The organism is Shinella sp. AETb1-6, assembly GCF_009826875.1.
In the GTDB taxonomy this organism is placed as follows: Bacteria; Pseudomonadota; Alphaproteobacteria; order Rhizobiales; family Rhizobiaceae; genus Shinella; species Shinella sumterensis.
This window is the reverse complement of record NZ_WUMM01000015.1, coordinates 1-19,298: the sequence shown is the minus strand read 5'-3', so window position 1 is coordinate 19,298 and position 19,298 is coordinate 1. Positions and strand designations below refer to the sequence as shown.

The following is a 19,298-nucleotide window of genomic DNA, read 5'->3' as shown; positions in this document are numbered from 1 at the left end:
GTCTGATCTACTTCAGGATTTCTGGAAGAGCCGTCGATAATGAGGGGACGAGCACAAGCAGGATCAAGAAGAGAAAGAGGGCGATCAGGAAGGGCATGTTCGCCTTGGCGACCTTCATGACATCCTCGTTGCCGATCTTCGCCGCCACCAGGAGCGCGATGGCGACCGGTGGGGTGACCTGCCCGATAACGACCGTCGTGACCATGAGCACGCCGAAATGCACCAGATCCACGTCCATTATCATCAGGGATGGTAGAAGAACCGGCATGATCATGGGGATGAGAGGGTCGAGCACCATGCCGGCAATCAGGGCTATCAGAAGCAGCGCGAAAATCTTGAGTGTCGTGTTCTCGAACGGGAAGACGGTTTGAAGTCCGTTGGCAAGTGCCGCGGGAACACCCGCCTGCGAGAGCGCCCAGCCGAGCGCCGTCGAGAAGCCGACGACCATCAGCACTTCGCCCGTCAGGATGCAGGAATCCACCAATGCGCGGCGCATGTTGGAGAGCGTCAGCGTCCGGTAGACCACCGTGGACAGCAGCAGGGCGTAGGCAACGGCAAAGGCGCCGGCCTCGGTTGCGGTGAACACGCCGAACATCAGGCCGAAGAGGATGAGACCTGGCATGCCGAGCGGCAGGATCGCGTGCTTGCCGGTGCGGATGACCTCCGTCCATTCGAAGGTTCCCATCGCCTTCCAGCCATTGCGGCGAGCGAGGATCGAGATGGTGATCATCATCGCGACGGCCATCAGCAGGCCGGGGATGACGCCGGCCAGGAAAAGGGCGCCGAGTGAGGTGCCGGTCACCGCCGAATAGAGGATCATCGGTGAGCTCGGCGGAATGAGAACGCCGATGCCAGAGGAGGTCGCGGTGACCGCGCAGGCGAAGGGGCCCGGATAACCGTGCGCCTTGAGCTTCGGGATCGTGACCGAGCCGCTGCCGGCAAGATCTGCGACCGACGTGCCGATCATGCCGCCGAACATCACGCTGGCGATCACGTCGACATGGGCGAGGCCGCCGCGCATCCACCCGACCAGGGCGACGCCGAAGTCGAAGAGCTTGTCCGCTATCCCCGTGGCATTCATGATGCCGCCAGCCAGAATGAAGAGCGGCAGGGTGATGAGAATATAGTCGCCGACGCCGCCAAGCGTCTGTTGCGGAAGGGCCAACGCCCAGCCGCCGCTGAAGGCCAGGAACAGCAGGACCGACGCCGCCAGCGAAATCACGATAGGCAGGCCGATCAGGACGAAGACGCAGAGCGCGAGAAGTATCAGGGCCGCGAGACCGAGCATCAGTCCTTCTCCCTTTCGAAAATGTTGAGTGTGGAGGCGATGCCGAGCCCAGCGCAGGTTGCGAGGATTCCGGAAATGGCGACCGACTTGGAAACACCGAGGATAGGTGATCGGTCATTGCCGAAAATACCGAGATACTGCCAAGCAAGGACGGCGACGGATGCAAGCACGACAAGCGAGAAAATCGACTGGAAGACTGCAAGCCTGCGCTTGGACGCGCCGCTCAGTTTCTGCGTCCAGACGGCGCAACTGATCAGTTCGTTCTTCAAGCCGGCAATGGTGATGCCAAGGGCGCCGAGCCACATCAGAAGCGCGGTCACGATTTCCTCGGTCCAGGGAAGGGGCTTTGCAAAGAGGTAGCGGCCAAGAGAATTGGCAAGCACCAGCGCGACGAGGACGGCGAGCAGGACGATGGCGGCGGTCTCGACGAACCACTGGAATCCGTCGCGCAGCTTGGAGCGGCGCGTTACGTCCTCGCTCAGGATTTCGCTTGGGGTCGGAGCGTCGATGTCTTTCATCGTTCGCTTCCTTCCGAGACAAAACCCTCGAACAATCGGCCATAACCCGGGCGCGCGCCTGCGACGCCTGTCAATTCCAGGCAGTGCCAGAAGGAGGCTTGGTTGGCCGAGATTACGGGTTTGCCAAGCCGCGCCTCGAGCGCTTCGATTGCGCCGACTGTGCGAAAGTTGGTGCAGGATACGAAAATCGCGGTGGCATCAGGATGATCGACGGACAATACGTGATCGTAGACTTGCTCGATCGGCACTTCCGCTAGCGCGTGGTCGTCCGAGATGTTCAGGTGGTTGCTCTTGACGACGGTGTGGCCGTTTTCTTCCAGGAAGCGGATGGCCCGTTCGTGGATCTCGGGCAGATAGGGTGTGGCAAGCGCAACCTTGCCGGCTTTCACCCGTTTCAGTGCAGCAAGCGTAGCCGTAGATGCTGTGGTGATTTTCGGACCGGGTACCCAGCCCTTGATCTTCTCGATCAGCGCCTTGTCATAGGCGGTGCCGTGTAGAAAGGAAGCGCTGGTGCCGCCGAAGAGAAGAACGTCGATCGGTGCTGCACCAGCCATGCGCGCGGCCGTTTCGAGTTCCGGCGCGTTCATCATTTCCTCGATGCCCTGGACGGTGACCTTCGGAAGCTTGATACGAGCGGTGTGGGTCGAGACGCCTTCCGCCGACATGGCCCACATTTCCTCTTCCATGACCACGCTGGAAGCGATGTAGATCAGGCCGATCCTTGAGCGATTGCCCGAGCCGTCGTAGCGAAAGCGCGGGTAGACCCCGGCTTGCGCCGGAGTCGGGTTTGATGCAGCGGTCAACGAAGGGTCTCCTCGACCTGTGTCATGAATTCGGGCGTGACAACCTCAGCAATTTTCATGCGAACGGGAGCGGCGGCGGCCTGGAAGGCAGCGATGTCGGGCTTCGTGACCGTCACACCCGCCTTCTCGAATTCGGCGACGAGGTTGGCGTCGCTGTCGTCGGACAAGGTGCGGGTCTTGTCGACCCCGACCTTGGCTGCGGCCTTCACCTTTGCCTTCAGGTCGTCCGAAAGGCTGTCGAAAGCCGTGCCGTTCATGACCAGAGTGATTGGAGTGTAGATGTGGTTGGTGAGCGAAATGTAGGGCTGCGTTTCGAAGAGCGAGAATTCCTTAACGACCGAAAGCGGGTTTTCCTGCCCGTCGATGACGCCTTGCTTCAGACCCATGTAGACTTCGCCCAAAGCGAGCGTGGTGGGAGCAGCGCCGAGCGTCTGGAAAGCCATGATGCGGGTCGGGCTGTTCGGCGTGCGGATTTTGAGGCCGCTCAGATCTGTCGGTGTCTTGATTTCGCGCTTTGAATTCGTGATGACGCGGACGCCCAGTTCGCCGAAGGCGAGGACTTCGAGGTTCGCTTTTTCCTTGAGGGATTTGGCCATGATCTGGCCGAGTTCGCCGTCGAGCATGGCGCGTGCCTGCTCCTTGCCGGAGAACAGGAAGGGCGTGTCGAAGACCGAGAACTTGCTGTCGAGTGCGGCCACCCCGTCCGATCCCAGCGGGATGACTTCAACCGCACCGGCGCGGATGAGTTCGGCAAGCGCGTTTTCGTCGCCAAGCGATCCGCCATCGAAAAATTCGATGGCGAAAGCATCGCCGGTGGTCTTCTTCAACTCGTCGCGAAAGGTCGCGAGCATGACATTGGTCGGATCACCGCTGGTGGTTTCCACAGCCAGGCGCATTTTTGTTTCAGCGGCTGCAAGATCGGCAGAAATTACGCTGGCAAGAACGCCGAACGCAAAACCCATTTTCCTCATTACGGACATGTCGGTCACCCTCTCTTATTGTTGGTGACCAAGTATCCCGGATCGCACAGGAAAAGTTCAAGACGGCGAATGACTATAAAATAGGCAATAAGTTGCTTTATTCCGGCTACTTTTCGGGCTGCTGTTGAATAGTTGGGACCCATACCCCACCTCGATCCCCAGCATAGGATTTTCCTATCTCGAACGGCAAGTTTAATAGCTTTCTCGATTGCATCGCTGCGTTGACAATAAGCTTCTCAGGGAGCGAACATTCCACCGGTGGCGAAGGCCTTGCGCATGTAGTCGGCGAACGCCTGCACTGCGGGCCTGAACTCATGACGCGCCAGCCGCAGAAAAGTTACTGTTGCAGGTGGTAGTGGTTCCGAGATCGGGAGAATTGCGATCTTGCTGCCGTCATACCCGACCGTCGTGCGCGGCAAGACATTGTGGAGCGAGTAGCCCTGATTGTGGCCCACCAGGCCACGGATCAATTCTGAGGAGCGGGTCCTGAAGGCGACTTGCGGGCTCAACCCGCATATCTCGAATAGACTGAAGAAATATTCACGCGAATGCGGCAGGTCCAACAGGATAAACGGCTCGTCCTCAAGCTCGGCGAGGCTGATGTCCTTGCGACCGGCGAGCGGATGATTGGCGGAGACAAGTGCGTAAGGCGGCAAATCTGCAAGCTTCTCACCCGTGATCTCGTCCGGAACCGCAAAGTGGTAGGACAGCGCCAACTCCGTCCGCCCGGAGATCAGATGGCTGATCATTTCCTGCTGATCGCCTTCTTCGAGCTTGACGGAAATTCCAGGATAGCGGCGCGAAAAGCCCGACAGCAGGGAAGGCATGAAACGGATCGCGAGTGTTGGAAAGCTGCCCACAACGATTTCGCCACGCAAGGCGTCACCCAGCGACTGCGCGTTCTGGGCGAAATCCCGAGCATGATTGAGAAGGAGGCGGGCATCATTGACGAAACGTTGCCCCGCCGCCGAAAGCGTTACACCACGGGCATGGTGCCGGACGAACAGCTGGATGCCAAGCTGTGCCTCCATCTGCGCCAGCGCCGCTGAAATCGACGGTTGAGAGACATTCATACGTTTGGCGGCTTCCGTGATGCTGCCGCAATCGGCCGTCTCGACAACGTAGCGAAGGATCCGAAGCGACAAGTCCATAAGCGAATACTATCCCGTCGGGTTGGAAGCCAAGGCTCGCCGATACTATGAAATGACCGGTCAACGGTCCAGCTTGAAACGAGCGCCTATCTCTCAGGCTACTTATGTGACGCCCGTTGACGTATCCCCTCCAGGAGGATAGGTAGTTTCTTATGAGCACGGAAGAACACGAACATCGCCACGATACGCATCCCGACATCGTCAAGCGGCTCAAGCGGGCCGAAGGCCACCTGAAAAGCGTCGTCACCATGATCGAGGCTGGTAAGTCATGCCTCGACATCGCCCAGCAACTTCATGCGGTGGAAAAGGCGATCACCAATGCGAAGCGAACCTTGATCCAGGATCACCTGGATCACTGCCTGGAAAATGCCGTCGGCGCTCTCGGACGCGAACAGCGTCAGACGATCGACGAGTTCAAGACCATCACCAAATACCTCTGAAAACCGGTCGCCCGCCATGCTCTTCGTCCTGAAGAACCGCACCTATCGTCATCTCTTCCTTGCGCAGGTCGTCTCCTTGCTGGGCACGGGGTTGGCAACCGTCGCGCTCGGCCTGCAGGCGTTCGAACTGGCGGACGGAAATGCAGGGATGGTTCTCGGAACGGCGCTGGCGATCAGGATGATCGCCAATGTGGTCGTCGCCCCGATCGCGACCGCGTTTACCGAGCAGTTTCCGAGAAGGGCGATGCTGGTGACGCTGGACCTCATCCGGGCCGCCGTCGCGCTCTGTTTGCCCTTCATCACCGGCATCTGGCAGGTCTATATCCTGATCTTCTTGCTCCAAGCCGCGTCAGCCGCCTTCACGCCAACCTTCCAGGCGACCATTCCCGACGTGTTGCCCGACGAGGACGATTATACGAACGCGCTCTCCCTCTCGCGTCTGGCCTACGATCTGGAAAAGGTCGGCAGCCCGCTTCTGGCAGCGGCTCTTCTAGCATTGATGAGTTACCACAATCTCTATCTCGGCACCGTTGTCGGCTTCCTCGCCTCCGCCAGCCTCGTCGTCTCGGTCCTGTTGCCCGATCCGAAGCCGGGTGAACCGCGAAGCATCTACGACCGGACGACCCGCGGCATCCGCCTCTATCTGACCGTTCCCCGCCTGCGTGGCCTGTTTGCGCTCAATCTTGCTGTCGCGGCAGGAGGCTCCATGGTCTTTGTCAACACGGTCGTGCTCGTTCAGGGGACATTGGGCCTCGGAGAGCGCTATACCGCAATGGCCCTGGCGGCCTTCGGGCTGGGATCGATGCTGGCGGCGCTTCTGTTGCCGCGCCTGCTGAAGAAGATCGATGATCGCTCCACGATGCTGACCGGAACGGTGGTGCTGGTCGCAGCCCTTCTCGTCGGCCTGTTCACGGCGTCCTATGCCGGGCTGATCGTCGTCTGGGCCATCATCGGCGTAGGATATTCTCTCGTCCTGACGCCGTCAGGCCGGATATTGCGGCGGTCCGCCGCGCCAGAAGACCGGCCAGCCCTGTTCGCAGCTCAGTTCGCGCTGTCTCACGGATGCTGGCTGATCACCTATCCGCTGGCGGGCTGGTTCGGCGCAACGGCCGGCATCCCGGCAACCTACCTCGGCCTTGCGATCATCACCGCTCTTGGGGCCACGATCGCAGCACTGCTCTGGCCAAGGTCGGAGGAAGACGATCGTCATGTTCATCGCAATCTCGCCCCCGACCATCCGCACCTTGCCGGCGCAAAGGCGGTCTCGGGCGGTCATGAACATGCGCATCCCGTCCGCAAGGATTGCTACCACGCATGATTGATCCTCTCGCGGCTTGATGGAGTGGGAGGCAATTTCGTCGCTTAACTCGTTGAACCGAGGTGTCGTCATTTCGGCTCGGGCTGCTCAGGCACCGATTATCTAAACAACGGCATCATCCATCAGATCCCTGATGCGACTACTCGATAGCGACAGCCAATCGGAGAGGACATCGACAGTGTGTTGTCCAAGCGTCGGCGGGGGGCGGCGGATTTCAAGCGGGGTGTCGGAGAGCTTCATCGTTACCCCTGCGGTCGAGACCTTGCCGGCGACCGGATGGTCGATCTCAACGATCTGGTTGCGGTGACGCAGCTGCGCGTTTTCGACCACCTCGTCAATTGTCGCGACCTTGGTGCAGGGTACACCAGCGTTGCCGATAAGCGCCAGGACCGCGTCCGTATCCCGCGTGCTCATCCATGCCTGAACGATGCTTTCGATCGCAGCCGCGTTCCGCAAGCGGGCGTCAACGGTCGCAAACCGGGGATCGACGACAAGCTCCGGCTGTCCCATTGCATCGGCAAGCCGTCGGAATAGCGGATTGGTTCCCGATAACAGGAGCACAAAATCGCCTGATGCGGTTTTGAACACGTTGGCGGGAGAGGAGTAGCGATCGCGGTTGCCCGTGCGGGTCAACGTCTCGCCCTTGTTCAACTGCGTCGGGATTGCCGTCGTCAGAAGGGAAACGGCGCTGTCGAGCAGGGACACGTCAATCATCTGGCCCTTGCCGGTCAAGTGGCGGGCGTTGAGCGCGCCGAGCGTTGCCGTCACGCCATACATGGCCGTCATGTAGTCGATGTAGAAGGTACCGGCGAGGTAGGGCGGGCCGTCGGGTGAACCCGTCAACCCCATGAGGCCGCTCATGGCCTGGGCGATGCCGTCGAATCCCGGACGCTGGGCATAGGGACCGTCCTGACCGAAGCCGGATAGCCGCGTCATGATAAGACGGGGATTGATGGCGCTGAGTTCTTTCCAGCCGCAGCCCATCTGCTCCATCGTGCCAGGGCGAAAGTTTTCGAGCAGGATGTCGGCTTGCCTCACCATATCGCGCAACAGCTCCTGCGCGCGCGGATCGCGGAAGTTCAGCGTCATCGAACGCTTGTTGCGGTTCAGCGCCATTCCGTACAGGCTCTCTCCGCCCTGGAACGGCGGGAAGTGCCGGCTGTCATCGCCCGATCCCTTCTTCTCGACCTTGACGACATCGGCGCCCATATCGCCGAGGATCATGCCGCAGTGCGGACCGGCGATGAAGCGGGTGAGGTCGAGCACCTTAATGCCCTGAAGCGGGGACGTCATATTGAAGATCCTTGTCAGTCGAAAATCGGCGCCTCGCGTTGCCGCGAGGTGTTGTCATCGATCACGCGCTTCTTGCGCCTAATGGCTGGTGAGCCGTTGCGGCATACGCCCACCGACGATCATGGAGACGACCTCGTCGTGCTCGACGTCCGCGCGGCGCACCGTACCCACCATGCGGCCGGTCTTCAGCACGGCGATGCGATCGGCGATCTGAAAGACGTGCTCAAGATTGTGGCTGATGATAAAGACGGCGTAGCCCTTGTCGCGCAGTCGCTCGATGAGTTCCAGCACGAGGCGGGATTCTTCCACGCCGAGCGCGGCCATCGGCTCATCCATGATAATGAGCTTCACGTTGCGGTCGAGCAGAAGGCGTGCAATGCCGATCGCCTGGCGTTGGCCGCCGGAAAGCGCGCGCACCATCTTCGTCATGTCCGGCGCCTTGAGACCGAGCTCCTCGAAGAGCGAGATGGTCTGGCGGCGCATTTCCGCGTGGTCGAGCGAGGGAATGGCGCCGAGTACGCGGCGCTGGATCTCACGTCCCATGAAGATGTTTTCCTGCGGCGTGAAGACATCGACCAGCGCAAGGTTCTGGTGCAGTGTTTCGATGCCCTTTTCGCGGGCGATGGAAGGTGCCGTCATGAAAACGGGCTCGCCTGCAATGCGGATCGTGCCGCTCGTTGGTGTGACGACGCCGGAAATCATCTTGATAAAGGTGGATTTTCCCGCGCCATTGTCCCCAACGAGAGCCATCACCTCGTTGGGGAAGATGTCGAGATCGATATTGCTGTTGGCGACATGGCCGCCATATTGCTTCGTAAGGCCACGGATCGAGACGAGGGGGGCGGCGATGGCCGCACTACCCGCGCCCGCTGGCTGCATCTCTTGGCGAACGCTCATAGGAAAATCCTCTATTGTCTTGTTATGCGCGGGCGCAGCCTCATCGTACGCCCGCCACATCCTGGAAGGTCACAGGCCGAGGGTGGCCATGTCGACGGGAGGAACGATGCGCAGCTTCTTGTCGGCATCGAAGAACTGCGACAGGTTTTCCTTCGTCACCATCGGCGAGGCGAAGACGATCTCCTTCTTGACGTCCTTCTGCTGAAGGATGGCGGCGGCGACCTCGATCGCTTCCGCACCGAAAGTCGGGTAGAGGAACGAACCACGCAGGCGGTCGGCCGCGATCATCTCGAACGTTTCTGTCGTGATGGCGTCGTAACCGGTCAGCCACATCTCCTTGGCCCGGCCGGCTTCCTCGATGGCCTGGAGAGCGCCCTTGGCCATGTTGTCGTTGTGGCAGTAGACGGCATCGATCTCCTTGTTGGCCTGCAAGAAGTCCTGCATCAGCGTCAGGGCCTCGGTGCGGCTGTAATTGGCGATGCCCTGTGCCACGACTTCTATGCCGCTGTTGGCGTCGACGATTTCACGCCAACCCTTGCCGCGTGCCTGATTGACAAGCGAACCGGGCTTACCTTCGATCTGCGCGACCTTGCCGCTGCCGTTCAGCGCCTTCAGATAATATTCGCCAGCGGAGCGTGCCGTGCCGAACGTATCGGCGGCGAGATGTGCATTGAACTGGCCGTCGCCGGCGAGCGCCGAACTCATGACGATGATTGGGATTCCGGCGTCGTTGAGAGCCTGGACGCCCGGCTGTACCGCCTCGGCGTAGTAAGTGATCATCACAACCGCATCGACGCCGCGCACGGCGAGGTCTTCGAGGTTGCGGATTTCCTGCGCGGGGTTTTCCCGTGCGTCGGTGACGCTGACTTCGAAGCCATGCTTTTCGGCTTGCGCCAAGAGATCCTGCCGCTGGGCCTTCAGCCACTCGTCGGTTGCGTAGGACTGCGAGAAGCCGATCTTCTTGCCGGCGAGTGGCTGCTCGGCACGCGCGCTCGTCACCACGTAGGGAGCACCGAACGTGCCGAGGACGGCCGCGCCAAGGCCCGCTTTCAACAGGCTGCGGCGGTTCAATGCCAATGCGTCTTTCAGCGTCAGGATCTTGGTCATTCGAGTCTCCTCCTCATTAGACCTTCGAAGAAAAATCAGATGTTCAGCGCTGTCGGTTGCGCATGTCGCTGATGACGACGGCAACGACGATGATTACGCCCATCGCCAGCATCTGGACGAAGGGAGACACGCCGAGCAGGTTGAGCAGGTTCGTGATGATGGCGAGGATCAGCACGCCGAGTATGGTCCCGGTGACGGCACCAACGCCGCCGTCGAAGGACGTGCCGCCGATCAGCGTTGCGGCGATCGCGTCAAGCTCGAACAGGTTGCCCGCATTCGGCTCGGCGACGCTGACGCGGCTGACGAGAATGAGCCCGGCAATGCCCGCAAGCAGGCCTGACAGCGCGTAGACCTGGATCTTGATGCGATCGACGCCGATACCGTACACGCGAGCGGCATCCTCGTTTGCGCCGACGGCATAGACGTGACGGCCCCAGCGGGTGTGCTTCATGACGTAGGCGAGCGCTGCCCAGAGAGCGACGAAGAGCACGACGGGTACCGGTACAACCCAGATGTAGCCGGAGCCGAGCCAACGGAAGGCCGCATCAGCGCCTTGCGCATAGACGTCGCCGCCATCCGAATAGAGATAGATGCAGCCGCGGGCGAAGATCATCATGGCCAGCGTAGCGATGAAAGGCTGGAGCTTCAGCTTGGTGATGAGGACGCCGTTGACGACGCCGAGCGCTGTCGTGACCACAAGGGCCACGCCCCAGGCAATCGGCGAACCGCTGCCGGCAAGTGCAGCCGCCGTCACCGCCGCAACGCCGACCAGCGAGCCGGCGGAAAGGTCAATGCCGCGGCACAGGATGACGACGGTCATGCCGATCGCGACCACGCCCACCATGCTTGCGCCGCGCACGACGTTCAGGATGTTCGTCGAATTCAGGAAGTGCGGCGAGGCGATGCTCGCGGCGATCACCAAGACAAGGAAGGTGATGACGTGGCTATAGTTCAAAAGGAACAGCCCGGCCGTGCGCAGGTTTGTGGTGGATGAAGATTTCGCCACCGGCTTCGAACCGATCTCGACGTTGGACATGGTGTTCTCAGCTCCTCAAGAAAGTGTCATTCGCCGCCGTGTGGGATGAGGGCGTGATGTGGATCGACCTTGCGCCGCAGGATCGCCAGTTCCTCAGCCGTCGGGGCCTGTGTCGTGGGAATGCCGTCCGTCTCGATGGCAAAGCCGGTCGAGTTGAGGACGTCGTGCGGATCTATACCCGGGTGGATGCTGCGCAGCCGGGCTTGGCCGGCGGCGCGGTCGAATTCGAAGATGCATTTGGGCGTGACGATCCATTCCGGGCCGCCCATTGTCAGGCCAAGCGCCTGGCGCCCCGCCTCACCGCCCGGATAGCCGACGCCTGAAACATAATCGACCTTCTCGACGAAGCTGCGCACCTCATGGTGCGGCATCATGATGTACTCGCGGCGGAAGCAGGTCATATGCTCAGGCAGCAGGATCGAGCCGACGAGGCGAACCTTCGGCTTGTTGAAGTCGCCGACACAGGTGCTGTTGATGTTGCCGGCGCGATCGACCTGGACGCCCGAGCCGAAGCCGAAATCCACGTCGCCGCGGCGCACCGCATAAGGGCCGGGATAGGTCTCCATCTGCGCTTCGCAGGGCAGGTTTTGAAGCCCGCTGTCGAATTCCGCCGAGGGCAGTTCGCGGATTTCAGAGAAAACCGGGTTTATCGACCAGCCGGCAAGCAGAATCGTCAGGTTCGGGGCATGCGTCTGACGGGCGAACTCCATCGCGGCAAGCGGGATACCGGTGATGTAGAGTGCCGCCGCGCCGCCGGTCGCAAGGCCCGTGAAGCCGACTTCGCCGTCCTTGAAGCTCTTGGCGAGCACGACGGTGATCAGTTCCTCGATCGTATAGGGAAGGGTGCTCATGCCGGGAGCTCCACATTGCGAAGGGCAAGCAGGCGCTCGACACCAAGGGCCTCGAGATAGCCGGCATGATCACCCGGTGCATGAACAGTGCTATCGAGATAGTCCGCGAACGTCTCCGGTGTGCCGGAGGCTGTCGCATAGTCGCGGAAGGCGTCCTCGTCACAGTCGTAAATACCGAGCAGCGATGTTGGATGCGCGCCGAAAGGCACTTCAACGATATGGGTAGTGCGCAGCGCAGGGATTTCGACGAGGTCGGGCCGCTTGCGCATTTCTCTTCCAGAAACGATTTTTTCGACGGTCACGATAATGGTGTCGCAAGACCGCGTATGCGTGATGTCGACGCTTTGCGGCAGCATCTTGCGGTCATGGAAGGCGACGTTGCCATATTCGTCGCCCATGACGGCGTGCACCACGACCACATCAGGTGCTGCCGGCGGGACGGCCCAAAGCCTGGCGCCGGTCACGGGGCAATCGAACGGGACGATGTCCTTGTTGTAATCGACGATGCCGCTGCCGCCGAGAAAGGTGCACGGCCAGAAGGGGATTCCCTCCTGGCTGGCGCGAAAGCGGTCCCACGCGATCAGTTCCGGATAGTCGACCGTATCGAGCGTACCTGCCTCCGCCGCACGGCGGAAGTTGCGGGCGAGGCCGAATTTTTCGAGACCGACATAGGATGTCTCGATGCGCGAGACACAGCCCGCGCCGATCAGCAGGTCCGCCTCGATGGCGTTTACGACGCCCACGATCGTCAGGTCACGGCGGCCCTGGCGCACGAGTTCCCGCGCGAAGGCCATCGGTCGTTGATAGATCGCAAAGCCCCCGAGCGTCAGGCGCTGGCCATCCTTCACGATCGCCGCAGCTTCCTGCAGCGAGGTCAGTTTGGACGTTCGTCCCACGGATTTCCTCCTGGCCATCCTCCTCGACGGCCCTGTGCCGGATTGATCTCAACAACGAAAAACACTACTGTGAGATCGATCTCATATGGGATCGATCTCACAAGTTGGAGAGCTTGTCAACCGCCGCGGTTGCCATCTTTCTCAAAGCGTGATTGGAGTTGCACAGAATTTGTGCGGAGAGGTTCGCTTGATGGTGGAACGCGTCGTTCCAATTCCTTCGGCCAGACGGCCGACGTTGATCGACATCGCAAGGGAGTGTGGGCTTTCCCGCGCGACGGTGGCGCGCGCGCTTTCCGGCAAGGGTTACGTCGATCTCGATCGCAGGCGGCTTATCCAGGAGACGGCCGACAGGCTTGGATATCGCACTTCGACGATCGCCCGGGCGCTCAGAACGCAGCGCACATCGTCTGTCGGCGTGCTGATCGCCGATATAACGAATCCGATCTTTCCGCAGATCGTGAAGGGCATCGACGAGATCGTCTCCAGCGACGGCCATACAATCTTTCTGTCCAATACCGACGAAGATCCGCAAAAGCAGGTGGCGATCGTGCGGTCGCTGCTCGACCGGCAGGTGGACGGCATCGTCATGGTGTCGCAGACGCTCGCGGACGAGACCTTGAAACTGCTCGAGCATGGACCACCCTGCGTCTTCGTCAACCGGCGGCCCTATGAGGGCGTCGACTATGTCGGCCCGGACAACGAGCAAGGCATCGAGCTTCTGCTCACTCATCTTCGCGGCCTCGGCCACCAGCGCATCGCCTATGTTTCCGGCCCGTCGCATTCCTCCACGTCGCGCGAGCGCCTCGCCCATTTCCGTGTCTCCATGGCGGCGTGCGGGCTGGAGGTGGACGAACGGTTGGTCTTCGCTGGCAACTATTACAAGGAAAGCGGTGCGAAGGCGGCAGAAGCCTTTATGGCCGTGACGCCGCGACCGACCGCGATCCTTGCGGCAAACGACTTCGTCGCACTCGGTATCGTCGGCTACCTCCACAGCATCGGGCTCAACACGCCCGCCGATATATCCGTCACCGGCTTCGACGACATGTTCGACTCCAGCCTGATGGAAACCGAAGCCCTGAAGGTGGAGGGACTGACCACCGTCAATCAGCCGAAGCGCCACCTCGGGCGGGCGGCCGGCAAGCTGCTTCTCGAAAGGCTGGGCGCGCCGGACGCGCCGGGGCGCAAGGTCATTCTGCCGACCGAGCTGCGTATCCGTCATACGACCGGGCCTGTGCGGAAGGGATAGCGCTTCCTTCATCCCGCCTGCCTTGTCGATGGTGCTTCCACCAGCCACTCCTTGAGGACTTCGTCCGTATGTTCTCCGAGCAAGGGCGCCGGACGGGCGATGCGGCCGGGTGTGTCATGCAGCGTCACGGTCACGCCATGGGTCGTGTAGGTGCCGACCGTCGGATGGTCGATATCGATGATCTGCCGGCGATAGCGCAATTGCGGATTTTCGGTCACCTCGCCGATACCTGCGACCTTGGCACAGGGCACGCCGGCCTTCTCCATTGCTTCTACGACGGCGCTAGAGGAATGCAGGCCTACCCACTGCTGGACAATCGCCTCTATCGCCTCCTGGTTTGCCAGGCGGGCATCGGCGGTTGCAAAGCGCGGGTCATCGAGAAGATGGGCGAGGTCGGCGGTCGCCACGAAACGGCGGAAAAGCGAATTGGTGCCGGCGGAGAGGTAGACCCATTCTTCGTCGCTGCACTGGAAGCTGTTGACCGGAGCGGTGTAGCGGTCCCGGCTGCCCATGCGCGTCATCGACTGGCCGAGCTGCTTGAAATCGGGAATGGCGCTCATCAGCAGGCTGGCGCTCGTCTCCAGCAGGCTCGTTTCGACGACTTGGCCCTTGCCGGTCTGGCGTCGGGCTTCCAGTGCACAGAGCGTGCCGATCGTGGCATAGAGGGCGGTCGAGTAATCGACCATGAAGGTGCCGGCCATGGTGGGCGGCCCGTCGGGTTGACCGGTCAGATTCATGATGCCACCCATGGCCTGGGCGATGACATCGAAGCAGGCGCGATTGGCAAAGGGGCCATCCTGGCCGAAGCCGGAAATGCGCACGAGGATCAGGCGGGGATTGATGGCCGACAGCACGTCCCAGCCACAGCCCATCTTTTCGAGCGTGCCGGGGCGGAAGTTCTCTATGAGGACATCGGCCGTGGCGGCGAGCCGGCGCAGCGTCTCCTGATCGACCGGTTCGCGGAAATCGAGATCGACGCTGCGCTTGTTGCGGTTGAACGACAGGAAATAGGTGCTCTCGCCGGCGATTTTCGGCTGGTTGAGGCGTGTGTCGTCTCCGGTACCGCGCTTCTCGACCTTCACCACGTCGGCACCCATATCGCCGAGCTGCATGGCGCAGAAGGGACCAGCGATGAAGCGGGAAAGATCGAGAACGCGAAGGCCGGCGAGCGGCGGGGTAGAGGTCATGTCTGCTCCAGTCTATGCAACGATGATGGTGGACGGTTTCCAACGGCTCGCGAGGTACGCCTCAAGGCTCTCGACCGAGAGCGGCCTTCCGGGGTTGACGATGACGGGCACGGGTGCGGTGGAATGGCGAACGATAACCTCGACCGGAAGCGTGACAGCGATCGGGCAGAGCGCATCGTTCGAAAAGCGTTCCAGCAGACGTTCGCCCACGCTTCCGCCGATCTCGATCGCCGGCTGGCGGGCGGTCGTCAGCGAGATCATCGGGAATGCGGAAAAGAAGACATCGTCCACGCCGACGATCGAAAGGTTTTGCGGAACGGTAAGGCCCATCTGCTGGGCGACGTCCATGGTTCCGAATGCCATCAGGTCATTGGCGGCGATGACCGCCGTCGGCCGCTGCGGCAGCGAAAGCAGTTCACGCGCGCCGTGCATGCCGGAGATGAAGTCATAGCTTCCTTCCGTGACGAGGCGCGGATCTTCATCGAGCCCCAGCGCCGCTACCGCATGCCTGAATCCATCCGTGCGCTCGCATGCGGCGGACGATTGCAGCGGGCCGGTAATGAAGCCGATGCGCCGGTGGCCCAACGCTGCGAGATGCTCGACCAGCGCACGCACGCCGGCGGCATTGTCCATGCCAACATAGTCGAAGCTGGAGCTCGGCGCATGCGTCGTCTGCCAGTCGGCCGGTGTACGGTGCACGAGAATTACCGGCAGGCCGCATCCGGCGAGCTGCGCCGTCTCGTCGACATCCAGGCTCTGGGAAATGACGACGATCGCATCGACGTCGCGTTTCACAAAAGCGTGGATCGCCGCCTTGCATGTCCGGCCGTCGTTCGACGTGCTGGCGACAAGCGTGGCGTAACCGGCCCGGACGAGAACGGCATTCAGGCCGCTGATGATCTCGTTGAAGACCGGATTGGCGAAATCGGGCAGGATGACGCCGACGGACGACGACTGGCGCGTCACGAGCGCGCGTGCGGCGGCCGACGCCTGGTAGTTCATCTCTCTCGCCATGGCGAGAACGCGCGCCTTGGTGCGCGGCGCGACAATATCCTTGTCATGCAGGGCGTTCGAAACAGTCGACGGTGCGACGCCCAGGGCGTCCGCCACATCGACAATCGTAATACCGCGTCTTGTTCGCCGTCTTTCCCCCATCCTTGCTCCTCCCGCTGATGGTTTTTGCAGTATGACCAATAAAAACGTTTGCAGAAACGTTTTTATATGAAACTCTCGGAGCTGGGAGAAGATTTCCGGTAAACGACATGTCCCGTGATGCGCCGCATGGCGCGTGTCGCTGCATGCCTGCGGCCATCTTGAGTATGCCGGCAGGGCCGGCGAAGATATCGGTGAGGAACTCAATGCAATATAAGGATCCGACCTTCGAGTCCGTCGAGGTAGGCGAGACATTCGGCCCGCAGGTCATCGAGATGGATGAGCATTATCTGCGCTCGGCGTGCTTTTCGCTGTCTGACTACTCCGACTGCTATACCAATGCCGATCCGGCGATCGGCTATCGTATCGTCCCCTCGGCAGCGCTGGTTCGCGACGGGGTTGCGCTGTTTTTGACAAAGTACAATCCCAACACCGTGGTCGGCCTGCACCAGTCCGAGGAGCTCTGGTATCATGCGCCGGTGCCCTTCGGCGGGAAGGTCACGCTTACCGGAGAATATGTCGACAAGTACGAGCGGCGCGGCAAGGGCTATTGCGTCCTCGATGTCAGCGTGCATGACGAGAGTGGCCGCCTGCTGGTGCGGCAGAAGTCGACGGAGATCATGCGCATTCCGGAGGGAATCCGCATGGGCGAGGGCAGTTCGCTTCCCGCAACGGGGCGGGTTTCCGGGGTGATTTCCAAAAACGTTTCTCCCATTGCCCGTGCAAGCCTGGACATTGCCGCCGGCACACCGATCCCTTCCTTGAAGAAGACCGCGCACAACGACGAGATGGCGGTATTCTCCGGTATCCATTTCAATCGGCACAACATTCACACGGACGACAACGTCTCCAGCGCCGCCGGGTTTCGTGCCCGCCTCGCGCAGGGCGTGCAGACGACCTGCTGGATGTCGCAGATGCTGGCCGATTTCTTCGGTCCGGCTGCCTGGTTCTCCTCCGGGTGGATGAAGAACGTCTATCTGCAGCCGGTTTACGCCGGCGACGAGCTGACGACCCACGGGGTCGTTACCGGTCGTACCGACGACGGTCGCCTCGAGCTCGAAGTGTGGACCCGCAACCAGGATGGGCTGATGACGGCTGCGGGCTGGGCATCGGCGAAGGTCGGCGACTGAGGAGCCAAACATGTCTGACGGACGCAATCTCAGCGAAAGAACGCCCATGTTCGCCAAAGGGAATCTCGTGGCGGGAGCCAAGGACCTGATGCTGCGCAACATCGCGGTGACCGGCCTTCTCGCGCTCATCATCATCTCCACTTTCCTGTCGCCGTATTTCCTGACGGTCGACAACATCTTCAATGTGCTCCGGCAATGGACTATGGTTGGGCTGATCGCCATCGGCCTCACATATGTCATCATCTCCGGCGGCATCGATCTGTCGGGTGGAGCGGTTCTCGCGCTCGCTACGGTGGTCGGCGCGCTCGCCGCGCCCATCGTCGGGTCGGCCGGCATGATTGCTGTGGTGATCCTCGTCGGTGCTGTCTGCGGCTACATCAACGGCGCTCTCATCACCTGGGGCAAGGTGCCGCCCTTTGTTGCGACGCTGGGCATGATGACAGCCGCGCGCGGGCTTGCGCTTATTCTCAGCGAAGGGCGCACTCTGACGGCTGATCTGGCGCCAGAATTCGTCTTCGCCTTCGGCCGCGGCTATCTCGGGCCGATCCCCATGCCGGTGCTGCTGACGGGGATCGTCTTTATCACGGCAGCCGTGGTGCTGAAATACACGGTCTATGGCCGGCATGTCTGCCTCGTGGGCGACAATCCGGTTGGGGCGCACCGCTCCGGCATCCAGGTCGAAGGCGTCATCCGCAGCGTCTACACGCTGCACGGCGTGCTGGCAGCCATGGCGGGGCTGCTGTTTCTCGGACGTCTCGGTGTCGGCGAGCCGACAGGCGGCATGCTCTTCGAACTTTCCGGCATTGCCGCTGTTGTCATCGGCGGCACGCCCTTCGTCGGCGGCGTGGGCAGCATTCTGCTCACCTTCGTCGGGCTGATGGTGATCGGGCTCACCTACAACATCCTGAACCTGCTCTCCGTCTCGCCCTATGCGCAGGACTTTGCGCGCGGCGTGATCATTGTCGTGGCCGTGATGTTCAGCATCCGACGGGAAGCAAAGAGCCGGGCACGCAGGTGATGCAGAAATCACAATGAGATTCCGGCACACGCCGGACCAAGTCGATAGGGAGGAAACCATGACTTGCAGACAGATGTTTCGTATCGCGATGCTGGCCGGCACGGTGTTCGCCGCACCGGTTGCCGCAAGCGCGCAACAGGTTGAGATCGGCATTGCACAGCCGAACCTCGAGCATCCCTACCGCGTGGGCGGTATCGAGCGGGCCAAGGCCTGGGGCGCCGAGCATCCGGATGTGAAGCTAACGATCGTCGATGGCCGCCGTGACAGCGCGACCCAGCTTTCGGGCGTCGAAGACCTGATCACCCGTCATGTCTCGGCAGTCGTCCTGTCGCCGAACGATTCCAAGGCACTAGCACCGATCGCCGATGCCGCCAAACGCGCCAACGTCCCGCTGATCATCTTCGACCGCAAGCTCGATGTGCCGGAAACGGATTTCGCGGCCTTCATCGGGTCCGACAATATCGAGATGGGCCGCGTCGCAGCCCGCTTCGTCATTGAGAAGATCGGCGAGGAGGGCAAGGTTATCCAGCTCGAAGGAACGCCCGGAGCATCCGCGACTGTCGATCGCAAGCAGGGCTTCGAGGAGGAAATGGCCAAGCATCCAGGCATCACGGTCGTCTCCTATGTTGGTCATTACCGTTTGCAGGAAGCCGTGGCGGCGATGGAAGACGCCGTGACCGCGCATCGCGACGTGAAGGCCGTCTTCGCGCACAATGACACGATGGCGATGGGTGCGGCGCAAGTGCTGGAGGAACAGCGTCTTGAAGGCGTCGCCACCGTCGGCATGGACGGTGCGAAGGAGGGTTGCGAGGGCGTCGCCTCAGGCCGGCTGACGGGTTCGGTCTATTATCCCACCATGTTCCCGGAATCGCTCGACCTTGCGATGAAGGTGCTTGCCGGTGAGACGGTCGAGAAGATGACCTTCCTCGATACGCCGATGATCACCAAGGAAACGCACGACACCTACTGCAAATAATCGGTCGCGGG

The 19,298-nt window shown here is 61.3% G+C and carries 19 protein-coding genes; 6 read left to right on the top strand and 13 right to left on the bottom strand.

The window, feature by feature from the left end:
• Positions 1-7: 7 nt before the first annotated feature.
• The 5 genes from GR158_RS21255 to GR158_RS21235 all read right to left on the bottom strand — a co-directional run bounded on the left by GR158_RS21255 (position 8) and on the right by GR158_RS21235 (position 4,740).
• A complete protein-coding gene (locus GR158_RS21255; protein WP_134650554.1) occupies positions 8-1,288 on the bottom strand; it encodes a TRAP transporter large permease in 1,281 nt (426 codons plus the stop codon).
• Complete coding sequence (locus tag GR158_RS21250) at positions 1,288-1,806, bottom strand: TRAP transporter small permease (protein ID WP_160872489.1); 519 nt, start codon at positions 1,804-1,806, stop codon at positions 1,288-1,290. The genes GR158_RS21255 and GR158_RS21250 overlap by 1 nt, the downstream gene beginning before the upstream one ends.
• Positions 1,803-2,609: an Asp/Glu racemase gene (locus tag GR158_RS21245; RefSeq protein WP_246665741.1), complete on the bottom strand. Its 807-nt coding sequence runs from the start codon at positions 2,607-2,609 to the stop codon at positions 1,803-1,805. Before GR158_RS21245 ends, GR158_RS21250 begins: the two co-directional genes overlap by 4 nt.
• Positions 2,606-3,505, bottom strand: a complete 900-nt coding sequence (locus GR158_RS21240) for a TRAP transporter substrate-binding protein (RefSeq protein WP_160872488.1) — start codon at positions 3,503-3,505, stop codon at positions 2,606-2,608. Before GR158_RS21240 ends, GR158_RS21245 begins: the two co-directional genes overlap by 4 nt.
• Positions 3,506-3,825: 320 nt before the next feature.
• Positions 3,826-4,740 (bottom strand): LysR family transcriptional regulator, encoded by a 915-nt coding sequence (locus GR158_RS21235; protein WP_160872487.1) that lies wholly within the window; start codon positions 4,738-4,740, stop codon positions 3,826-3,828.
• Between the two features lie 152 nt (positions 4,741-4,892).
• Here GR158_RS21235 and GR158_RS21230 point away from each other — a divergent pair, with 152 nt between their 5' ends.
• Together GR158_RS21230 and GR158_RS21225 are read left to right on the top strand one after the other, a co-directional pair.
• Positions 4,893-5,180, top strand: coding sequence for a metal-sensing transcriptional repressor (locus GR158_RS21230; protein WP_160872486.1), 288 nt, complete (start codon positions 4,893-4,895; stop codon positions 5,178-5,180).
• 16 nt (positions 5,181-5,196) lie between these two features.
• The gene (locus GR158_RS21225; RefSeq protein WP_160872485.1) at positions 5,197-6,498 is read left to right on the top strand and encodes an MFS transporter; all 1,302 of its coding nucleotides are present in this window, start codon (positions 5,197-5,199) and stop codon (positions 6,496-6,498) included.
• A 102-nt stretch (positions 6,499-6,600) separates the two neighbouring features.
• Here the strand turns inward: GR158_RS21225 and GR158_RS21220 are convergent, their stop codons facing one another.
• The 6 genes from GR158_RS21220 to GR158_RS21195 form a co-directional block, all read right to left on the bottom strand.
• The gene (locus tag GR158_RS21220) at positions 6,601-7,791 is read right to left on the bottom strand and encodes a CaiB/BaiF CoA-transferase family protein (RefSeq protein ID WP_256365824.1); all 1,191 of its coding nucleotides are present in this window, start codon (positions 7,789-7,791) and stop codon (positions 6,601-6,603) included.
• Positions 7,792-7,869: 78 nt separating this feature from the next.
• Complete coding sequence (locus GR158_RS21215) at positions 7,870-8,688, bottom strand: ATP-binding cassette domain-containing protein (RefSeq protein WP_160872483.1); 819 nt, start codon at positions 8,686-8,688, stop codon at positions 7,870-7,872.
• 69 nt (positions 8,689-8,757) lie between these two features.
• A complete protein-coding gene (locus GR158_RS21210; protein ID WP_160872482.1) occupies positions 8,758-9,795 on the bottom strand; it encodes a substrate-binding domain-containing protein in 1,038 nt (345 codons plus the stop codon).
• Positions 9,796-9,838: 43 nt separating this feature from the next.
• Positions 9,839-10,831, bottom strand: coding sequence for an ABC transporter permease (locus GR158_RS21205; RefSeq protein ID WP_160872481.1), 993 nt, complete (start codon positions 10,829-10,831; stop codon positions 9,839-9,841).
• A gap of 26 nt (positions 10,832-10,857) precedes the next feature.
• Positions 10,858-11,682, bottom strand: coding sequence for a CoA-transferase (locus GR158_RS21200; RefSeq protein WP_160872480.1), 825 nt, complete (start codon positions 11,680-11,682; stop codon positions 10,858-10,860).
• Positions 11,679-12,578, bottom strand: a complete 900-nt coding sequence (locus GR158_RS21195) for a CoA transferase subunit A (RefSeq protein WP_160872479.1) — start codon at positions 12,576-12,578, stop codon at positions 11,679-11,681. Before GR158_RS21195 ends, GR158_RS21200 begins: the two co-directional genes overlap by 4 nt.
• A gap of 235 nt (positions 12,579-12,813) precedes the next feature.
• Here GR158_RS21195 and GR158_RS21190 point away from each other — a divergent pair, with 235 nt between their 5' ends.
• On the top strand, positions 12,814-13,824 hold the full coding sequence (locus GR158_RS21190) for a LacI family DNA-binding transcriptional regulator (protein ID WP_209020886.1): 1,011 nt from the start codon (positions 12,814-12,816) through the stop codon (positions 13,822-13,824).
• A gap of 8 nt (positions 13,825-13,832) precedes the next feature.
• Here the strand turns inward: GR158_RS21190 and GR158_RS21185 are convergent, their stop codons facing one another.
• Together GR158_RS21185 and GR158_RS21180 are read right to left on the bottom strand one after the other, a co-directional pair.
• Positions 13,833-15,011 (bottom strand): CaiB/BaiF CoA-transferase family protein, encoded by a 1,179-nt coding sequence (locus GR158_RS21185; RefSeq protein ID WP_160872477.1) that lies wholly within the window; start codon positions 15,009-15,011, stop codon positions 13,833-13,835.
• 12 nt (positions 15,012-15,023) lie between these two features.
• Positions 15,024-16,121, bottom strand: a complete 1,098-nt coding sequence (locus GR158_RS21180; protein ID WP_160872476.1) for a LacI family DNA-binding transcriptional regulator — start codon at positions 16,119-16,121, stop codon at positions 15,024-15,026.
• A gap of 248 nt (positions 16,122-16,369) precedes the next feature.
• Between GR158_RS21180 and GR158_RS21175 the strand changes: the two genes are divergently transcribed.
• Genes GR158_RS21175 through GR158_RS21165 form a run of 3 tightly spaced genes read left to right on the top strand, consistent with a single transcriptional unit; the run spans position 16,370 to position 19,287 of the window.
• Complete coding sequence (locus GR158_RS21175; RefSeq protein WP_160872475.1) at positions 16,370-17,293, top strand: MaoC/PaaZ C-terminal domain-containing protein; 924 nt, start codon at positions 16,370-16,372, stop codon at positions 17,291-17,293.
• A gap of 10 nt (positions 17,294-17,303) precedes the next feature.
• Entirely contained in the window at positions 17,304-18,311 is a 1,008-nt protein-coding gene (locus GR158_RS21170; protein WP_134650571.1) for an ABC transporter permease, read from the top strand.
• Between the two features lie 58 nt (positions 18,312-18,369).
• Positions 18,370-19,287 (top strand): substrate-binding domain-containing protein, encoded by a 918-nt coding sequence (locus tag GR158_RS21165; protein ID WP_160872474.1) that lies wholly within the window; start codon positions 18,370-18,372, stop codon positions 19,285-19,287.
• Positions 19,288-19,298 lie beyond the last annotated feature (11 nt).